Below are 19016 nucleotides of genomic sequence, written 5' to 3'. Positions count from 1 at the left end.
ATTGAAAATGAATGGCCAGTCAGATGAGGTCTGTGGAAGACGTCAGCTGACTGGCCATATTTCGTTATCGCCGATGACGAAAATCCTGCAACTTTCCTCCCGTTTCACCGCGTACCCGCCGGTAAAGGCGCCGAATGCCGGCAGCAGACTGATGCGTTCGCCGAGGCGGAAACACGCCAGGCGCAAGCTCTGCCGACCCATGCCGTTTAGTCGATAGACCGGGTGTACGTGACCGGCCAGCACATGCCTTTCGGGATGTGGGTCCGGTTCATGTTGCAAGGCGAATGGCCCGAGCAGCAGCGGCTCCGGCACCACGCGGATATTCAGCGATTCAGGCGGATCACCAGCGCGTTTGTCGTGGTTGCCGCGAATCAGCGTCATCGGCAGCTCCGCGTGGCGCGCACGCCATTGCGCCAGCGCGCTCAGCGTGCCCGGGGCATGAGAGCCGGGCCCGTGGAGGAAATCGCCGAGAAAGATCAATAATCGGCAGGGCAGCCTTGCCAGCAGTCGATCAAGCACCGCGATATTGCTCGCCGTGGTGCCGTGTGGGACGGGTTGCCCAAGACTGCGGTAAGCGGCGGCTTTGCCGAAATGCACATCGGCAATCAACAGGACCTGTTGCGCGGGCCAATACATGGCTTTCTCGGGCAAGAGCCAAAGTTCTTCGCCGGCCAGACGCACCGGGTAGCCCGAGTTCATAGGGATTTATCCTTGTCGGCACTGTTCTCCAGATCACCGACCATTCGCCTGATGCGATCAGCGAGTTTTTCCGAACTCATGCTTTCGCGCATGCGCTCCACCAGCAACGGAAACCCTAGCGGTGTAGGACGTTTAACCTGATGCACGTCCAGTTTCATCCCGTTGATCCGTTCCAAAGACTGTTCCAAGCGTTGAATATCCAGTTCTTCCCGCAGGACTTCTTCCCCGGCCTGGGCCAGCAACAGGTTGTCAGCGTCGTATTGTTTGAACACTTCAAAAAACAGTCCGCTGGACGCCTGCACCTGTCGGGTGCTTTTCGGCGCACCTGGATAGCCGGCGAAGACCAGCCCGGCAATCCGCGCGATCTCGCGAAAGCGCCGCAGGGCCAGTTCGCCGGCGTTCAGGCTGGCCAGAACGTCCACCAATAAGTCATCGGCATTAAAGAGGTCGGCATTCAAGTACTCCGCCCAGTCGATCGGCGTAGCGCTGAGCAATTCCAGACCGTAATCGTTCACCGCGATGGAAAATGTCACGGGCTGCCGTTGACTGACGCGCCATGCCAACAGGCTCGCCAGTCCCAAATGCACCTGGCGCCCGGTAAACGGATAGAGGAAAAGATGCCAGCCCTCGCGGGACTTCAATACTTCGGCCAACAGGTTGTCTGTCGTGGGCAAACCCGACCAGCGCATCTGGGTTTCCAGTAACGGTCGCAACGCCTGCATTTCCGGGCCGACGAACTCACCCTGTGCCGCCGCACTGAAGCGCCTGACCACGGCTTCGGCCAATTCGTTGGAAAGTGGCATCCGCCCACCATTCCAGCGTGGTACGGCGGCTTTTTTAGCGGTGCTGCGTTTGACGTAAGCGGTCATGTTTTCCACCCGCACCAGCTCCAGCAAACGTCCGGCAAACAGAAAGCCATCACCCGGTTTAAGTCGCGCGATAAAGCCTTCCTCGACACTGCCTAACTGTTTGCCTCCGCCGCCCTTGCTCCAGAATTTCAGATGAATGCTCGCATCGCTGACGATGGTGCCGATACTCATGCGGTGGCGCCGAGCCAATCGCGCGTCCGGTACGCGCCAGACGCCGTGCTCGTCCGGTTCGACCCGGCGATAATCCGGATAGGCTGTCAGAGACATCCCGCCATGGCGTACGAAAGCCAGCGCCCAGGACCAATCGGCGGCTGTCAGGTCACGATAAGCCCAGGCGCCCCGGACTTCTTCGTACAACTCATCGGGTAAAAATCCTCCACCCAACGCCATGCTGACCAAATGTTGCACCAGCACATCCAGCGGTTTGTGCGGTGACAGGCGCGGTTCGATGCGTCGTTGCTCGATGGCATCGCGGGCGGCGGCGGCTTCGATCAATTCAAGGCTGTGAGTCGGCACCAATGTCACTCGCGACGTGCGTCCCGGCGCGTGGCCTGAGCGCCCGGCGCGTTGCATCAAACGTGCGACGCCTTTGGCCGAGCCGATTTGCAGCACGCGCTCGACCGGCAGGAAATCCACCCCCAGGTCCAGGCTTGAGGTGCAGACCACGGCTTTCAACTGCCCGTTCTTCAATGCCTGCTCCACCCAGTCGCGGGTATCTCTGGACAGTGAGCTGTGATGCAGGGCAATCAATCCGGCCCAGTCCGGCCGTGCTTCAAGCAGCGCCTGATACCAGATTTCCGACTGCGCCCGAGTATTGGTGAAGACCAAGGTGCTGGCGCAGGCCTCCAGTTCAGCAACGACCTGCGGCAACATTTTCAGACCGATGTGCCCGGCCCAGGGGAAACGCTCGATGGCCGGTGGGAGGAGGGTGTCGACCTTCAGCGATTTTTCGCTTTGTCCCTGAATGCTGATGCCGCCGCCCTGTGGGATCAGCACTTGTTCGGCGTGGGATTGATTACCGAGGGTGGCGGACACGCCCCAGACGATCAGCTCAGGTTGCCAATGCCGCAGGCGGGCGAGGGCCAGTTGCAGTTGCACGCCGCGTTTGTTGCCCAGCAGTTCGTGCCATTCATCGACGACGATCATGCGCAGTGTCGACAGCGCCACTTGGGCATCGGCACGGGCGAGCAGCAACGTCAGGCTTTCCGGCGTGGTGATCAGCGTGGTCGGCAGACGTCGGCTCTGCCGGGCACGCTCGCTGCTGCTGGTGTCACCTGTACGTAGACCGATGCTCCACGGCAGTTGCAGGTCATCGACCGGCGCTTGCAAGGCGCGCGCGGTGTCGGCGGCGAGGGCGCGCATGGGGGTGATCCACAGGACCGTCAGCGGCTCGGCGGGTTGTTTGCGTTTGCGTGCTGTTTCGACGGGAGTTTGCGAGCGAGCGAAGCGATTGAGTGCTGCGAACCATACTGCATAGGTTTTACCGGCGCCGGTGCTGGCGTGGAGCAGCCCGGATTCGCCGCTCTTGACCGCCGCCCACACCTGCTTCTGAAAGGCGAACGGCTTCCAGCCGCGGGCGCTGAACCAGGTTTTTGCGAGGTCGGAAGATTTCGCCATGCGGGCTGCGCGCGCTCTGGAGGTGTTCTTCCAGTGACCACGGGGTAAGCGGACAAGTTTGATTTTTGTAGACGATGAAGATCCATTGTGGGAGCGAGCTTGCTCGCGAAGGCGGCGGAACATTCAAAATCAATGTGACTGACAGAATGCTTTCGCGAGCAAGCTCGCTCCCACAGGGTTTTGCATTAATGGTTATTTCAGGTTGCCGCTGAGGAATTGCTTCAGGCGTTCGCTTTTTGGGTTGCCGAGCACATCTTCGGGCGCACCTTCTTCTTCCACCAAGCCTTGATGCAGGAACAACACCTGGCTGGAGACTTTGCGGGCGAAACTCATTTCGTGAGTCACCATGATCATCGTCCGGCCTTCCTCGGCCAAACCTTGAATCACCTTCAACACTTCGCCGACCAATTCCGGGTCCAGCGCCGAAGTCGGTTCATCGAACAACATCACCTCCGGCTCCATCGCCAACGCCCGGGCAATCGCCACGCGCTGTTGCTGCCCGCCGGAGAGAAACGCCGGATATTGATCCGCCACCCGCGCCGGCAAACCAACCTTGTCCAGATAACGCCGCGCACGATCATCGGCTTCCTGTTTGCTGCAACCCAACACCCGGCGCGGGGCCATGGTGATGTTTTCCAGCACGGTCATGTGGCTCCACAGGTTGAAATGCTGGAACACCATCGCCAGACGTGTGCGCAGGCGTTGCAGTTCATCAGCGTCAGCGACGTGCATGCCGTGGCGGTCGGTGATCATGCGGATCGCCTGGCCATCGAGGCTCATGGCGCCGTCGTTGGGTTGTTCGAGAAAGTTGATGCAGCGCAAAAAAGTACTTTTGCCCGAGCCACTGGCGCCGATCAGGCTGATCACGTCGCCGGTCTTGGCCTTGAGCGACACGCCTTTGAGCACCTGATGGTCGCCATAGCTTTTGTGCAGGCCTTCAACGGTCAGTTTGTACATGGGACGAACATCCTCAAGGCGAAAGTAGGTAGCCGCTGCGATAGGCTTCAGCGCCTGCGACGTGGGCGATGACCATGCCGGCAGTGGCCATGCGGCGCAGCGAGCGGGCGTACATCACGCCGGCGCTGGTGCAATGAATGGGGGTAATCCGGTCGTGGATCGGGTCGATGATTTCGGCGATCTGCTGCCCGGCTTCGAGGTATTGCCCCGCCGTGGCGGTGTACACCAGCAAGCCGCCGACCGGCGTGGTTACCGGTTCGACTCCCGCGAGAGGCGTGGCCGGGAACGGCAATGGCGGCTGCGGTTTGGTTTCGCCGACGATCGCATCGGACTGGATCAGGTAGTCGATCAGCGCCTGGCAGTCGCGGCTGGCCAGCGGATGGGTGACGTCACCCTGGCCACGTAATTCGACGGTCACCGAGAAACTGCCGAGCGGAATTTCAAAGTGTTCGCCGAAGCGTTCCTTCAATTGCCACCATAGCAGCGTGAAGCATTCATCGAACGACTGGCCGCCGGAATCGGTGGCCAGCAGGCTTGCCTGCGCTTCGATGTAGCGCGCCAGCGGTTCAACCTGCGGCCACGCTTCGGGCGTGGTGTAGAGGTGAACAACCGATTCGAAGTCGCAGTGCAGGTCGAGCACCATGTCCGCATCGCAGGCCAGCCGTTGCAGGGTCAGACGCTGGGATTGCAGTTGCGTGCTGGCGGTCTGGCGGGCGAGGGCATCGCGCAGATGCGTGCGGATAAGTTCGAGGTTGTGCTGCGGATCGTCATTCAGCTTGCCTTCGATGGCGTTGCCGATTTCTTCGCTGAGATCGACGAACCAGCGGTTGAAGTTCTGCCCACTCTCCAGTTCGTAGCGGCCCAGCGGCACGTCCATCAGCACTTGTTCGAGGCCGACCGGGTTGGCCACTGGCACCAGCACGATTTGGCTGCGCAGCCGGCCAGCGGCTTCGAGCTCGGCCAGACGTTGCTTGAGGTGCCAGGCAACGAGCATGCCCGGCAGTTCGTCGGCATGCAGCGAAGACTGAATGTAAACCTTGCCCTTGGCCTGCTCCGGGCCGAAGTGGAAGCTGTGGATCTGTCGCGCAGTCCCCGGCAGAGGGGCCAGCAAGTCATGGATCAGGTGGCGCATTTTTTATCTCTTTATTCCTGAGCTGGGCCTAGTGAGTCGGCCCGAGGAAGGCCAGCCATCGGCGTTCGGCAAGGCGGAACAGGCCGACCAGCGCAAAGGTAATGGTCAGGTAGATCAGCGCGGCGATGCCGAACGACTGAAAGGTCAGGAAGGTCGCCGAGTTGGCGTCCCGCGCGACTTTCAGGATGTCGGGAATGGTCGCGGTGAAGGCCACGGTGGTCGAGTGCAGCATCAGGATCACTTCGTTGCTGTAATACGGCAACGAACGGCGCAGCGCCGACGGCATGATCACGTAGGCATACAGCTTCCAGCCGGTCAGCCCGTAAGCCTTGGCCGCTTCGACTTCGCCGTGGTTCATGCTGCGAATCGCCCCGGCGAAAATCTCCGTGGTGTAGGCGCAGGTGTTGAGGGCGAAGGCGAGGATCGTGCAGTTCATCGCATCGCGGAAGAAACTGTCGAGCAATGGCTGCGCACGCACGGCGGCGAGGCTGTAGATCCCGGTGTAGCAGATCAGCAACTGGATATACAGCGGCGTGCCACGGAACAGGTAGGTGTAGAACTGCACGGGCCAGCGAATGTAGAAGTGCGGCGAAACGCGGGCGATCGACAGCGGAATCGAGACCAGGAAACCGATGAAGATCGAGGCGCTGAGCAGCCACATCGTCATCGCCAGCCCGGTGATGTTCTGGCCGTCGGTATAAAGGAAGGCGCGCCAGTATTCCTGCAGAAGTTCGATCATCGTACGGCCTCCCGGGAACCGGCGGCGTAGCGGCGTTCGAGCCAGCGCAGAATGAAGTTCGAGGCACTGGTGATCAGCAGATAGATCAACGCGGCCAGGACCAGAAAGTAGAACAGTTGATAGGTGCTTTTACCGGCGTCCTGCGCGGCTTTGACCAGATCCGCCAAACCGATGATCGACACCAGCGCGGTGGCCTTGAGCATCACCATCCAGTTGTTGCCGATGCCCGGCAGGGCGAAGCGCATCATTTGCGGGAACACCACGAAACGAAAACGCTGGCCACGTTTGAGACCATACGCGGTGGCCGCTTCGACCTGACCGCGCGGCACCGCGAGGATCGCACCACGGAAGGTTTCGGTGAAATACGCACCATAAATGAAGCCCAGGGTCAGCACCCCGGCGCTGAACGGGTCGATTTCGATGTATTCCCATTCCATGTAATCGGTGAGGGTCGTCAGCCAGGTTTGCAGGCTATAGAAAATCAGCAGCATCAGCACCAGATCCGGCACGCCGCGAATCAGCGTGGTGTAGAGCTGGGCAGGCAGGCGCACCAGTTTGACTTTTGACAGTTTGGCGCTGGCGCCGAGCAGGCCGAGCAACACGGCCACCAGCAGCGACATCGCCGATAATTTGATGGTCATCCAGGTGCCTTCCAGCAGCAAAGGACCGAAGCCTTTGAGGCTGAAGGCGGAGAGCCCCAGATTTTGCAGGAGGGTTTCGAACATAAATCAGCAACCTGAGCGGATGGAAAAGGCGCCCATCGAGGATGGGCGCCGGGGCATTATTTGCCGCTGTACAGATTCAGATCGCCAAAGTGTTTCTTTTGAATCTCGGCGTATTTGCCGTCATCGTGTAACGCTTTGATACCTTTATCTAAAAGCGCTTTCAGCTCAGTGTTACCTTTCTTAATACCGACAGCGGTTTTGGCTGGCAGCAATTCGTTGTCGACTGGCTTGCTGACGTCATAGTCGGCGCCCTGTGGCGACTTCAAAAAGCCCAGTTCGGCTTGCAGCATGTCCTGGATGCCGGCGTCGAGACGGCCGGAGGTCAGGTCGGAGTAAACCTGATCCTGGTTCTGATAGGCCTGGGTTTTCACGCCAGCCTTGTCCAGCACGGCTTTGGCGTAGGCTTCCTGAATGGTGCCCTGCTCGTAACCAACGGTTTTACCCTTCAGCGACGCGACGTCGGCGGTGATGCCGGAGCCTTTTTTCGACACGTAAGCGGTCGGGCCGGAGAACAGCTCACTGGAGAAATCGATGACTTTCTCGCGGGCCGGGGTCACGGTCATCGACGAGATCACACCGTCGAATTTGTTGGCCTTGAGGCCCGGAATCATGCCGTCGAAGTCACTTTCGACCCACTTGCACTTGACCTTCAGTTCGGCGCAGATCGCGTTGCCCAGATCGATGTCGAAGCCCACCAGGCTGCCGTCGGCCGCTTTCGACTCAAACGGTGCGTACGAAGGGTCAACGCCAAAGCGCAGCTCTTTGTATTCCTTGGCCAGCGCGGAGCCAGCGGCCATGCACAACGCCAGTGCAGAAAGGGTCAGCAATGCTTTTTTCATTATTCAATCCCTAAGAACCAATATGAGCGCTTGTGGCGCAGAATTATTGTTACTGGAACGCGTACGACCTATAGAAAGTAGCAATTTCCGAACCAGAGTCCCGAACAAGTGTTTTAAAAGGTGAGGAGAGCTACAAGATCAATGGATGAGTGCACGAAAAGGGGCGCGGCAGAAAGCGTGCACTGATTTGTGGCTTATCGGGGACAGGCAAGCAGATCGCTGATCGTTCCCACGCTCTGCGTGGTAATGCAGCCCGGGACGCTCCGCGTCCCCTCCAAGGCCGAACGCGGAGCGTCCGTTGAGGCATTCCCACGCGCAGCGTGGGAACGATCAATGTCCCGGGAAACGGGGTCAGGCCAGCAGATCTTGCAGTGTGGCGAGGCTATCGGCTTCATCCACGGTCTTGTCCTGACGCCAACGCAACATCCGTGGAAAACGCACGGCAATCCCGCTCTTGTGCCGCCGCGACAGGGCGATGCCTTCGAAACCCAGCTCAAACACCAGACTCGGCTTCACACTGCTCACCGGGCCAAACTTTTCCACGGTGGTCTTGCGCACAATGCTGTCGACCTGGCGCATCTCTTCATCTGTCAGCCCCGAATACGCCTTGGCGAACGGCACCAGCGCGCGCTGACTCGAATCGGGCGGGCCGTCCCACACGGCAAAGGTGTAATCGCTATACAGACTGGCCCGGCGACCATGACCGCGCTGCGCATAAATCAACACGGCATCGACACTGAACGGATCGACTTTCCACTTCCACCACACGCCCATGTCCTTGGTGCGGCCGACGCCGTACAGCGAATCGCGCGCCTTGAGCATCATGCCTTCAACGCCCAAGCGTCGTGAGGCTTCGCGCTGGCGGGCGAGGTCGAACCAGTCGCTGCCGGTCAGCACCGGTGAGGGCAGCAGCGCCGGGCTGTTACAGCGGGCGATGACCTCTTCCAGTTGCGCGCGGCGCTTGGCTTGCGGCTGGTTACGCCAGTCATCGCCTTGCCATTCGAGCAAGTCGTAGGCGAGCACCACCACTGGCACGTCTTCGAGGATTTTCTTGTCGAGAGTCTTGCGGCCGATGCGTTGCTGCAGCAAGGCGAAGGGTTGCACCGCGGGAGGTTCGGTCGATTGCGGGTCGAAGGCGTCTTCAGTGCGCGGATGCGTGCTTTTCCAGACGACGATTTCGCCGTCGATCACGGTGCCGTCGGGCAAGCCGTGTACCAGCACATCCAGTTCGGGAAAACGCTCGGTCACCAGTTCCTCGCCCCGCGACCAGATCCACAGGCGGCCTTCACGTTTGACCACTTGCGCGCGGATGCCATCCCATTTCCATTCAATCTGCCAGTTGCTCGCAGGCCCCAGCAGCGTTTCAAACTCATCAACCGGTTGCGACAACGCGTGGGCGAGGAAAAACGGGTAGGGCTGGCCACCGCGCTGGGCATGTTCATCGCTGGATTCAGGGGCGATCAGTTTCAGGTAGCTGGCGGCGCTAGGCCGGTTCGACAGGTCGGTGTAACCGACCAAGCGCTGCGCCACGCGTTTGCTGTCCAGCCCGGCCATCGAGGCCAAGGCCCGGGTGACCAGCAATTTCGAGACGCCGACGCGGAAACTGCCGGTGATCAATTTGATGCACAGCATCAGGCTTGATCGATCCAGTTGCGCCCACAGGGCCGGCAGTTGTCGGCTTAAGACCTCCGGGGTTTCACCGCGCAGCGGCAGCAGTTTTTCTTCTATCCATTCGGCGAGGCCAGCGTTGGAGCTGTACGGGTTTTCCGCGAGCACCAGCGAAATGGTTTCGGCCAGGTCGCCGACCGCTTGATAGCTTTCCTCGAACAGCCACGGTTCCAGGCCGGAGATCTCAACGGCGAGTTCGCGCAGGATTCGAACCGGCACCAGTTGCCTGGGGCGGCCACCGGAGAGGAAGTACACCGCCCACGCGGCGTCATGCGGTTCGGCCTGAGCGAAGTAAGTCTGCATCGCCGCCAGTTTGGCGTTGCTTGACGTGGTCGCGTCGAGTTCGGCGTACAACTCGGCGAATGCTTTCATGCTGGCAGCTCGGCGATGGTCGGTTCGGCAGCGATGTTTTCTTCTTCGTCATCGCCGTATTCGGTATTGAAACCCTGGGCATCCAGACCCTGTTCGCGCAGATGCCGTACGAGCACACCGATCGAACCGTGGGTGACCATCACCCGTTCCGCGCCGGTTTGCTCGATCGCCCAGAGCAGGCCGGGCCAGTCGGCGTGATCGGAGAGCACGAAACCGCGGTCGACACCGCGCCGCCGTCGGGTGCCACGCAAACGCATCCAGCCGCTGGCAAATGCGTCGCTGAACTCGCCAAAACGACGCATCCAGGTGCTGCCTCCGGCCGAGGGTGGGGCGATGACCAAGGCCTGGCGCATGATCGGATCGCTTTTCTTCACGTCTCCAGCGTAGATCGTGGGCGGCAGATACACGCCAGCCTCGCGATAGACCCGGTTCAGCGGCTCGACTGCGCCGTGGCTGAGGATCGGGCCGAGGCTTGCGTCGATGCCATGGAGAATCCTCTGGGCCTTGCCGAACGAGTAGCAGAACAACACGCTGGCCTTGCCGGCCGCGATATTGGCTGCCCACCACTGGTTGATCTCGCTGAACACCTGCGTCTGTGGTTGCCAGCGATAGATCGGCAGGCCGAAGGTCGATTCGGTGATAAAGGTGTGGCAGCGCACCGGTTCGAACGGGGCACAAGTGCCGTCCGGTTCGATCTTGTAATCGCCCGATGCGACCCAGACTTCACCGCCGTATTCGAGGCGTACCTGTGCCGAGCCGAGGACATGCCCGGCCGGATGAAAACTCAAGGTGACACCGTGGTGCGTCAGGCGCTGGCCGTAGGCGAGGGTTTGCAGGTTGATGTCCTGACCGAGGCGCGCACGCAGAATCCCTTCGCTGGCGCTGCTGGCCAGGTAATGCAGATTGCCGGTACGGGCGTGATCGCCGTGGGCGTGAGTAATGACCGAGCGCTCGACGGGGCGCCAAGGGTCGATATAAAAGTCACCCGCAGGGCAATACAAACCTTCGGGGCGCGCGATAACAAGGTCCATGTCGTTACCAGGAATGGGGGGCCTGTTAGCTATGAGGCTGGCGCGAGTCCGGAAGTTCTATCGACTTTGAATAGCGACCCTCACCCCAGCCCTCTCCCGGAGGGAGAGGGAGCCGACCGAGGTGTCTGGCGAGTGACATCGACCTGAAAAACCGAGTCGATTATGGATTCGGCACAGCACGAACCGAGTTAACTCCGGATTCGGCAGTGCCCGTTCAGGTCGGCGAAAAACTTCAGCCACCCCCAATCAGTCCCCTCTCCCTTTGGGAGAAAGCTAGGGTGAGGGGCTTTCGATTTACAAGGCTGACCAAGCTGCCCGACGAGTTAACCGAACAAATCCCGGATTCGGCAGTGCCCGTTCAGGTCGGCGAAAAACTTCAGCCACCCCCAATCAGTCCCCTCTCCCTTTGGGAGAGGGCTAGGGTGAGGGGCTTTCGATTTACAAGGCTGACCAAGCTGCCCGACGAGTTAACCGAACAAATCCCGGATTCGGCAGTGCCCGTTCAGGTCGGCGAAAAACTTCAGCCATCCCCAATCAGTCCCCTCTCCCTCCGGGAGAGGGTTAGGGTGAGGGGCTTTTGACCTTTGCCTTATTTGCCGGGAGTAAGAGTCAGACGGGTCTTGCCATACACCCGATCAAAGTTCTGCGGCTGCATCGGCAAGCCGATGTACTGCCCCTTCAACCACGCATCGATGCCATTGAGGTAATTCGGACTCACCGGGTTCCCCGACTGCCCCGTTCCGTTCTGCCCCATCAGCGGCTCGGTCTGACCGAAGTCGACGATGAAGCGCATCGACGGCGCCCGGGTGGTGGTGAAATCCTGACCCCAGGCAAACGCCGAAGTGTTCAGCGTCGTGTGATCGCCACCCGCTGCCAGTGGGCCGCGCACGGTCTGGCCATTGCTGTTCTTCCAGGCATAACTGTGCAGCTTGCCCCACTGCCAGGATCTGTGATCGCCACCCAACTGACTGTCGCCAGCGCTGATCGCTGCAGCGAAGCTGCGCGCAAGAATCACCGCTTTGTCCTCTTTCTGCGGCGTGCGGATGTCGTCCCAGAACGGACTGTCTTCACGCCCCAACAGATGATCGGCCTGCGCCGCGTAGGACAAATCACCATTGGCAATAAACGCTTTCCACGCCGGGCTTGATTCCGGGCCGAGTTCGTCGAGGAAGATCTGCTTCATGCTTTCTTGCAGGAACAGTTCGTAAATCGCCGCATCCGCCGAGGTCGGGCTGAGCTTGCCGTCGAATGCCATCAACCGTGTAAACGCTTCACGCGCCTTACTGCGATCCGCTTCCGGCAGGGCATCGATCGCCTGTTTCAGCGGTTGCTTCATGCCCGGTGCTTCGAAGACTTTTTTCAGCTTGGCGGCGAAGGTGGTGGTCTGGTCGTATTGCATGGCGATCACGCTGCGGCTGTCGTGCTTGCCGCTGCCGGCCAGTTCCGCCAGACGTTCGCCACGTTCCGGTGCGGCCCACGAGTTCGACAACTGCATGCCGTAACCGTGTGGAATCACGCGCTGGTTGGCGGTGCCGAGCCAGCCTTGTGCCGGATCCTGATCGTACGGATGCAGCATCGGGTCGGCGTAACCGTCCCAGTCGTAACGACCTTCCCAGCCCGGCGATGGCAGCAAACCTTCGCCTTCGCGGCGATTCGGGAAGCGCCCGGTGACTTGCCAGCCAATATTGCTCGCATCGGCGAACACCAGATTCAGGGCGATGGCGCGGATTTCCCGGCTGGCGTCCGACGCTCGTTCTACGGTTTGCGCGCGGGTCAGATCAAAAAACGCATCCAGCGACTTGTCGTCGGTGAAGCTCGGCGTTTGCAAGGCCAGACCGAAACCGCTGCCCAGCGCCGCTGCCTGAGCGCTGTTGAGCAGCGCACCGTGACGTGTTTCGTACACCGCTTCGCGAATCGGCCGCTGGCCTTTGACGAAGTAGGTTTCGTTGCGCACGCCCAGCGGCTGCCATTTGCCGTTGACCTCGTAGGTCAAACTGCTGCCCTGGCGACGGATTTTTTCCAGGAACAGGTCCTGGTTGTCGCCGAGCACGCTGGTCATGCTCCACGCGACTTTGCCGTTGAAACCGCCGAGGACCAGCGGCAAACCGGCAACGGTCACGCCCGCCGCCTGATATTTCGGCGCGCGAATCTGCACAAAGCTCCACAGCGACGGCGCGGCCAGCGGCCCATGGGCGTCGCTGGCCAGCAGGCTCTTGCCGCTGCGGCTGCGTTGCGGGGCGATCGCCCAGTTGTTCGAAGACGCGGTGCCCAGCAGGTTCAGCGTCGACAGTTGCTGGCTGGCGCTGCTCAGTTCGGTCAGCCCCGGGATCTGCCCGTTGAGCTTGAGGCCTTGCAGCTTGTCAGCCTCGGCCAGTGGCAGGTTCTCGTCAGGCGCGGACGGGGTCAGCCAGGCGAGTTTGTCGCTGGTCACGGTTTGCGCGAGCACCAGCGAGGAAATCTCTTCCGGCAGGTTGGCCGACTGGCTGAAATTCAGCAGGGCGAAAATCAGCGCCGAGTCTTCCGGTTTCCAGTACTCAGGCTTGTAGCCGCTGGAGGCGAGGTCGCCCGGCAACTTGTCGGCGTAGCGGAACAGGTAGGCGTTGACGCCCCGCGCGTAGACTTCGAAGAAGCGCTTGAGGCGTGGCGACGAGGCTTTATAGAGCTCGGCGGCGCTTTTCTTCAGATTGACCGCGCGCATGTAGCGGTCGGCGTCGAGCATCGAGGCGCCGGACATTTCCGCCAGACGGCCCTGCGCCAACAGGCGCAGGGTGACCATCTGGTTGATGCGGTCGCTGGCGTGCACATAGCCGAGGCTGAACAGCGCGTCGTGGAAGGTGTTGCTCTCGATCAACGGCATGCCCATGGCATTGCGTCGCACCGACACGTTCTGCGCCAGGCCCTTGAGCGGCTGCACGCCGGAGGTCGGTGGGAGGGTGTCCTGAGCGTTCCAGGTCTGGCAACCGGACAGGCCCAAAACACCGGCCACTGCTGCGGCAACGCCGAACCGGGGAAGAAAATGTGTGAGGGCTGGCGAGGCCATGGCAAAGCTCCTGCGGGGGGTAGCGTCAGTAAAGGCGCTACGTTAGTGAGCAGGAGGTGGCCGCGCAAGCGGGGCGAGTGGTTATTTCTTGCCATTGATCGCTCCCACGCTTCGCATGGGAGCGATCCGCTCGGGTCAAGCCTTCGGTGGATTGATTTTCTGCACCAGCGCGTAGGCCTTAACGGTGGCCGGGCGATCCTTGATGTGGTTGAACCAGCGCTGCACATGCGGGAAGTCTTCAAGGTTCTGGCTTTGCCATTTGTGCGAGACGATCCACGGATAGATCGCCATGTCGGCAATGCTGTATTCGCTGCCGGCGACGAATTCGTTATCAGCCAATTGCTTGTTCAATACGCCATACAACCGCGCGGTCTCGTCGATGTAGCGCTTGATCGCGTAGGGGATTTTCTCCGGGGCGAACTGGCTGAAGTGATGATTCTGCCCGGCCATCGGCCCCAGTCCGCCCATTTGCCAGAACAGCCATTGCAGCGCCGTTTGCCGACCGCGCAGGTCTTGGGGCAGAAACTTCCCGGTCTTCTCCGCCAGATACAAAAGAATCGCCCCGGATTCGAACAGCGACAACGGTTCGCCGCCATCGGCCGGATCATGATCGACGATGGCCGGGATGCGGTTGTTCGGGGCGATTTTCAGAAAGTGTGGCTGAAACTGCTCACCCTGACCGATGTTGATCGGGTGCACGTTGTACGGCAGGCCGGCTTCTTCGAGGAACAGGGAGATCTTGTGGCCGTTGGGGGTGGTCCAGTAATACAGGTCGATCATGGAGAACTCCAAAGCAGAAATGGACTTGCGTGCGGACAGCAAACGCCGGCGTCAGGTCGTCCCGTGTGCGTTCGATAGCTTGCCTGTTAGGAAGAGGTGATGCTGAACTGCGCAGAATTCAATGACCCCGCATGAGAAAAATCGCCATGGAGCTTCAGGCCAACGCTGCACTGATCATCATCGACCAGCAAAAAGGCATCCTGCAGCCGCGTTTGGGACGAAGGAATAATCCTCAGGCGGAAGCGCGAATCCTTGATCTGCTGGGGCTGTGGCGGCGTAGCGCAAGGCCGGTGATTCATGTGCAACATCTGTCGCGTGAACCAAATTCGGTGTTTTGGCCGGAGCAGGAAGGGGTGGAGTTTCAGCAGCGGTTTTTGCCGCAGGATGGCGAATGGCTGATTCAGAAACAGGTGCCGGATGCGTTTTGTGCCACTGGATTAGAGGCGCGGTTGCGCGAGGCGGGCATTTCGCAATTGATCATTGTCGGTGTGGCGACCAACAACTCGGTGGAATCGACGGCGCGCACGGCGGGCAATCTTGGGTTTGATGCATGGGTGGTTGAGGATGCGTGCTTCACCTTCGACAAGGCCGATTATTTCGGCACGTTGCGTACGGCTGAAGAGGTGCACGGGATGTCGCTGGGGAATCTGGATGGGGAGTATGCGACGGTGGTCAGTTCTGCACAGATTTTGAAGGCCGGCTGAAAAACTTCACCGTATGTGCCGGCCCCTTCGCGAGCAAGCTCGCTCCCACAGGGGATTGCATTGCAACTGAAGAAACCCGCTCACCTGTAGGAGTGAGCCTGCTCGCGATAGCGGTTTATCAGGCGACAACGATGTTGCATGTGCCGGCCTCATCGCGAGCAGGCTCACTCCTACAGGTATTGCATTCCAACTGAAGGAACTCGATTGACTGTGGGAGCGAGCTTGCTCGCGAAGGCGGCAGGTCAGGCGAAGAGGGTCTTCGCCCCGGGCATCAAGCGCCGTGGCACTTCTTGAATTTCTTGCCGTTGCCGCATGGGCAAGGATCGTTGCGACCGACGTCTTTCAGGGCGTTGCGCACCGGTTCCTGGTGGGCGTGGCCGCAGTTCGGGCCGTGAACATGGCCGTGGTCATGGTCGTGATGATGGTCGTGATCGTGGTTGCAGTCAGGACCATGGACATGAGGTTGCTGGGTCATCGGTGTTGCTCCGGAATTAAATCGGCGGGGATTATCACGCCATTGCGCTCAAGGTGCACGTAGTGGGCGATGAATAAACCGGTTTCCATTTCGCCCTGCAATCGGTAGGGAATCTGCTGATTCGGACTTTTCAGCATTTTCACTACGTCTTTTACCCGAGGCCACAGGTTGGTACGGATGGGCACCTTGAAATACGCGCTGCGCTTCGGCCCAACGGTGAACCAGTGTTCATGCTCGCCTTCGGCCAGCAGCATGTCGGCCAGATGAATGCGGTATTCGAGGCCGCGTACGGTCAGGTCACTGTCGTTGGGATTGTCGATGCGAAAGTGCAGAATGAATTTCTGTTCGAGCAGTTTGGCGCGCACCACTTCGACTTTCACCAGATGCACGGCGGGGTCGACGCTGTCATCGCTGAACCACGACGCACAACCGCCGAGGTTCAGGATCAGCATCAGGGTGAAAACCTGGAATGTGCGCCATTGACTGAGCATCGAGTAAAACTCCCTTTGGTCCCAGTCTAGTCGCCGACGAATCTAAGCGCCGAAATACCCCGCACAGCACTTCTTGAACTTCTGCCCGCTGGCGCACGGGCAACTGTCGTTGCGCCCCAGCTTCAATTGCACCGTCGGATCAATGAAGTACCAGCGGCCAGTGTTCTGCACAAATGAGGAGCGCTCGCGATGGCTGTGTTCACCCTGATCATCGTGCCAGCGCGCGGTGAAGGTGACGAAGGCGTGTTCCGGCTGACCGCCGAAGACTTCCGAGCTTTCGACATCGAGGCCGAGCCAGGTGCTCTGCGCGCTCCAGTCGCTGATCGACTGACGATTCAGTCCCGCTTGCTGAGCAGGCAAGGTGGTCACCACAAGGTAATCGATCAAACCCAGCACATAGGCGCTGTAGCGCGAACGCATCAAGGCTTCGGCGCACGGCGCAGGATGGCCTTCGTGATAATGACCGCAGCAGGCATCCAGCAGGTTGCCGCTGCCGCAGGGGCAAATGGCTGTACTCATTGCATTACCACCAGTATTTCCCGAAGTTTTCCGGATTGGCCCAGAACCGTGAGTTGAGCCAGTCGGGGACTTGTTTGTAGTCAAGCAGATCGTAGGTGAACAGGGTCAGCACTTGATCGTCGCGCTGGAAGCGTTCACTGGCTTGCAGTGCCAACGAATAGAAATCGGTTTCCTGCCAGCCGCTGGCCGGCAGATCCGCCAGCACGGCAATGCGGCTGGCGTTGAGATTGCGAATCCCACCCAACAGGTTCAGGCCGTCGCGCTTGGGCAAATGTTCCAGGCAATCGACCACCAGCGCCAGATCGAAACGCCGCGCGGCCAGTTCCGTTGGCAGGGCACCAGGCGCGGCATGGGCTACGCACGTATCCGGGTGCGCTTCTTTAAAAGCCGTCAACGCCGGGAATTCACTGGCGCCGATCAGCAACAGACGCGCCGGGGCATAGCGATCCAGTAAAGCGGCCAACGCCTGTTGCGGCGTGCGGGAAGAAATGGCGTCGTTCATCGAAGCTCCTCAATCAGACGGCCAAGACTAGCCTGCCTGACTGCCGCGGCAAAGAGCCCTGTGGCGCCAGTCTGCAGCAATTGCGCCAAAGTCCTGTGAACACGCCCGCAAACAGCAGTGGCCTATTGCTGGCGGAGATTAAAACTCCGGTCTTTACTCCCTGAATCGGTTTTAAGCCGATCCCTCAGGAGAAAACTAGATGAGCATAGTTCGGACAGCATTACCCTTGGTTCTGCTAACCAGTGTGTTGACTGGTTGCGCAGGTTTGCAGAAAACCGACTGGCCGACCTGTGCGGCGGTCGGTGGTGTCGTTGGTGCCGGTCTCGGCGCTACCGAGAGTTCGGCGTGGGCGGGCTACGGCGCGCTGATCGTCGGTGGTACGGCAGCGGCGTATTGCTGGGTCCACGGTGATGGCGACGAAGATGGCGATGGTGTGCCGGACAGTCGCGACAAGTGCCCGGGCACGCCTAAAGGCGTACAGGTCGACGCTGACGGTTGCCCTCCACCCGCTCCTGCACCAGTGGTGGAAGAGGCTGTCGTGGTCAAGGAAGAAACCATCGTCATTCGCGATGTTCACTTCCAGTTCGACAAAGCCACACTGACCGGCCCTGATAAACAGGTTCTCGACAAGGTTGCCACGCGCCTGAAACAGGAATCCTCGACTGCACAACTGACCGTGACCGGTCATACCGACAGCGTGGGCAGCGATGCCTACAACAAAAAACTGTCGGATCGTCGTGCGCACTCGGTGGTGGAATACCTGATCCAGCAGGGTGTGCCACGCGCCAGCTTCGTTTCGGTGTCCGGTCTGGGTGAAAGCCAGCCGGTTGCCGACAACAAAACTGCTGACGGTCGCGCACAAAACCGTCGCACCGAAATCAAAATCGTCCGCTAGACCTCTCGCATCCGCGGCTTGTGCAGTCGCGGATGCGGGTCTTTACTCCTGTGTAACCGGTATGGGCCGGTGACACAGGAGCTTTCACAATGACTGTTTTCTCAAGGTCCGTCTTGCCGGTGCTGCTGCTAGGCAGCTTGCTCACCGGTTGCGCCACCCACAGCGATGGCACTGCACCCCTCAATCAACGTACGTGGCCGATCTGCAGCCTTATCGGCGGGCTGGTCGGAGGCGGTCTCGGCGCCCTCGAAAGTGGCGGCTGGGCCGGTGGCGGCGCAGCGCTGGGGATTCTTACCGGCGGACTGATCTGTTATGCCCAGGACGGCGATGAAGACGACGACGGCGTGTTCGACCGCCGCGACCGTTGCCCGGACACCCCGCAAAACACCCCGGTCGATCACCGTGGTTGCCCGCTGCCGCAATATCCGGTCGCTGAGAAACCTGTCGAACCGGCCCCGCAAACTGAAGTCATCACCTTGAGCGATGCCGGCAACGTGCTGTTCGACTTCGACAAGTCCGATCTCACGCCGGCGGCGAAAGCCCAGCTCGATACGCTGATGGACAAACTGCGCAATGCTGACGTTGTGAGCATCAAGGTTATCGGTCACACCGACAGCAAAGGTTCGGATGCTTATAACCAGGCATTGTCGGAACGGCGTGCGAGCAGTGTCGCCGCTTATCTGCTGAGCCAGGGCCTGGCGCCGAACAAACTCACCAGTGAAGGACGTGGCGAGAGCGAGCCGGTTGCCGATAACGCCACCGATGAAGGCCGCGCGCAGAACCGTCGTGTGGAGTTGCACATCAATCGTTAGGACGCGTCTGTAGGGCGCAGGCTAGAGCTGCCGGGCGATAATCACCGTCGTCCCGGCAGCCATTTGGCAGACGATGGAAGTTTTTTCATTTACCCCTCTGGCTTATCCCCCGCAGAAGCCGTTACTGTGCGCCCAAAGAATAATTCGCAA

At 60.2% G+C, this 19016-nt stretch carries 18 protein-coding genes; 3 read left to right on the top strand and 15 right to left on the bottom strand.

The window, feature by feature from the left end; genetic code table 11:
* Nucleotides 1-42: 42 nt before the first annotated feature.
* From pdeM to HUW52_RS25035, 11 genes are all read right to left on the bottom strand, one after another.
* Nucleotides 43-699, bottom strand: a complete 657-nt coding sequence (gene pdeM, locus HUW52_RS25085; protein ID WP_175555173.1) for a ligase-associated DNA damage response endonuclease PdeM — start codon at nt 697-699, stop codon at nt 43-45.
* Nucleotides 696-3185 carry a ligase-associated DNA damage response DEXH box helicase gene (locus HUW52_RS25080; protein ID WP_175555172.1) on the bottom strand — a complete coding sequence of 830 codons (2490 nt, stop codon included), beginning with the start codon at nt 3183-3185 and terminating at the stop codon, nt 696-698. Before HUW52_RS25080 ends, pdeM begins: the two co-directional genes overlap by 4 nt.
* A gap of 192 nt (nt 3186-3377) precedes the next feature.
* Complete coding sequence (locus HUW52_RS25075; RefSeq protein WP_123465226.1) at nt 3378-4142, bottom strand: ABC transporter ATP-binding protein; 765 nt, start codon at nt 4140-4142, stop codon at nt 3378-3380.
* A gap of 13 nt (nt 4143-4155) precedes the next feature.
* Entirely contained in the window at nt 4156-5274 is a 1119-nt protein-coding gene (locus HUW52_RS25070; protein WP_175555171.1) for a succinylglutamate desuccinylase/aspartoacylase family protein, read from the bottom strand.
* 28 nt (nt 5275-5302) lie between these two features.
* Complete coding sequence (locus HUW52_RS25065) at nt 5303-6013, bottom strand: ABC transporter permease (protein WP_034154960.1); 711 nt, start codon at nt 6011-6013, stop codon at nt 5303-5305.
* Nucleotides 6010-6738 carry an ABC transporter permease gene (locus tag HUW52_RS25060; protein WP_175555170.1) on the bottom strand — a complete coding sequence of 243 codons (729 nt, stop codon included), beginning with the start codon at nt 6736-6738 and terminating at the stop codon, nt 6010-6012. Before HUW52_RS25060 ends, HUW52_RS25065 begins: the two co-directional genes overlap by 4 nt.
* A gap of 56 nt (nt 6739-6794) precedes the next feature.
* Nucleotides 6795-7577, bottom strand: coding sequence for a transporter substrate-binding domain-containing protein (locus tag HUW52_RS25055; RefSeq protein ID WP_008083900.1), 783 nt, complete (start codon nt 7575-7577; stop codon nt 6795-6797).
* A 351-nt stretch (nt 7578-7928) separates the two neighbouring features.
* Complete coding sequence (locus HUW52_RS25050; protein ID WP_175555169.1) at nt 7929-9617, bottom strand: ATP-dependent DNA ligase; 1689 nt, start codon at nt 9615-9617, stop codon at nt 7929-7931.
* Entirely contained in the window at nt 9614-10648 is a 1035-nt protein-coding gene (locus tag HUW52_RS25045; RefSeq protein WP_016986409.1) for a ligase-associated DNA damage response exonuclease, read from the bottom strand. The genes HUW52_RS25050 and HUW52_RS25045 overlap by 4 nt, the downstream gene beginning before the upstream one ends.
* A gap of 589 nt (nt 10649-11237) precedes the next feature.
* Nucleotides 11238-13688: a penicillin acylase family protein gene (locus HUW52_RS25040; RefSeq protein WP_175555168.1), complete on the bottom strand. Its 2451-nt coding sequence runs from the start codon at nt 13686-13688 to the stop codon at nt 11238-11240.
* Nucleotides 13689-13823: 135 nt separating this feature from the next.
* Nucleotides 13824-14468, bottom strand: coding sequence for a glutathione binding-like protein (locus tag HUW52_RS25035; protein WP_016985574.1), 645 nt, complete (start codon nt 14466-14468; stop codon nt 13824-13826).
* 146 nt (nt 14469-14614) lie between these two features.
* Here HUW52_RS25035 and HUW52_RS25030 point away from each other — a divergent pair, with 146 nt between their 5' ends.
* Nucleotides 14615-15172: a cysteine hydrolase family protein gene (locus HUW52_RS25030; RefSeq protein ID WP_016985575.1), complete on the top strand. Its 558-nt coding sequence runs from the start codon at nt 14615-14617 to the stop codon at nt 15170-15172.
* 271 nt (nt 15173-15443) lie between these two features.
* Here HUW52_RS25030 and HUW52_RS25025 read toward each other — a convergent pair whose 3' ends face one another.
* Genes HUW52_RS25025 through HUW52_RS25010 form a run of 4 tightly spaced genes read right to left on the bottom strand, consistent with a single transcriptional unit; the run spans nt 15444 to nt 17159 of the window.
* Nucleotides 15444-15647 (bottom strand): SEC-C metal-binding domain-containing protein, encoded by a 204-nt coding sequence (locus HUW52_RS25025; RefSeq protein ID WP_003198420.1) that lies wholly within the window; start codon nt 15645-15647, stop codon nt 15444-15446.
* Nucleotides 15644-16138 (bottom strand): LEA type 2 family protein, encoded by a 495-nt coding sequence (locus HUW52_RS25020; protein ID WP_016985576.1) that lies wholly within the window; start codon nt 16136-16138, stop codon nt 15644-15646. The genes HUW52_RS25025 and HUW52_RS25020 overlap by 4 nt, the downstream gene beginning before the upstream one ends.
* Nucleotides 16139-16180: 42 nt before the next feature.
* Nucleotides 16181-16657, bottom strand: a complete 477-nt coding sequence (locus HUW52_RS25015; protein ID WP_016985577.1) for a YchJ family protein — start codon at nt 16655-16657, stop codon at nt 16181-16183.
* A gap of 4 nt (nt 16658-16661) precedes the next feature.
* A complete protein-coding gene (locus HUW52_RS25010; RefSeq protein ID WP_175555167.1) occupies nt 16662-17159 on the bottom strand; it encodes a DUF6231 family protein in 498 nt (165 codons plus the stop codon).
* 199 nt (nt 17160-17358) lie between these two features.
* On the opposite strand from HUW52_RS25010, the gene HUW52_RS25005 reads away from it, so the two are divergent.
* Together HUW52_RS25005 and HUW52_RS25000 are read left to right on the top strand one after the other, a co-directional pair.
* Entirely contained in the window at nt 17359-18054 is a 696-nt protein-coding gene (locus HUW52_RS25005) for an OmpA family protein (protein WP_175555166.1), read from the top strand.
* An 89-nt stretch (nt 18055-18143) separates the two neighbouring features.
* A complete protein-coding gene (locus HUW52_RS25000; RefSeq protein ID WP_016985579.1) occupies nt 18144-18866 on the top strand; it encodes an OmpA family protein in 723 nt (240 codons plus the stop codon).
* Nucleotides 18867-19016 lie beyond the last annotated feature (150 nt).

Source organism: Pseudomonas sp. 43A (assembly GCF_013363935.1).
Taxonomy (GTDB): Bacteria; Pseudomonadota; Gammaproteobacteria; order Pseudomonadales; family Pseudomonadaceae; genus Aquipseudomonas; species Aquipseudomonas crudilactis.
The sequence above is the reverse complement of the archived record's forward strand: the minus strand, read 5'-3'. Positions and strand labels throughout refer to the sequence as shown.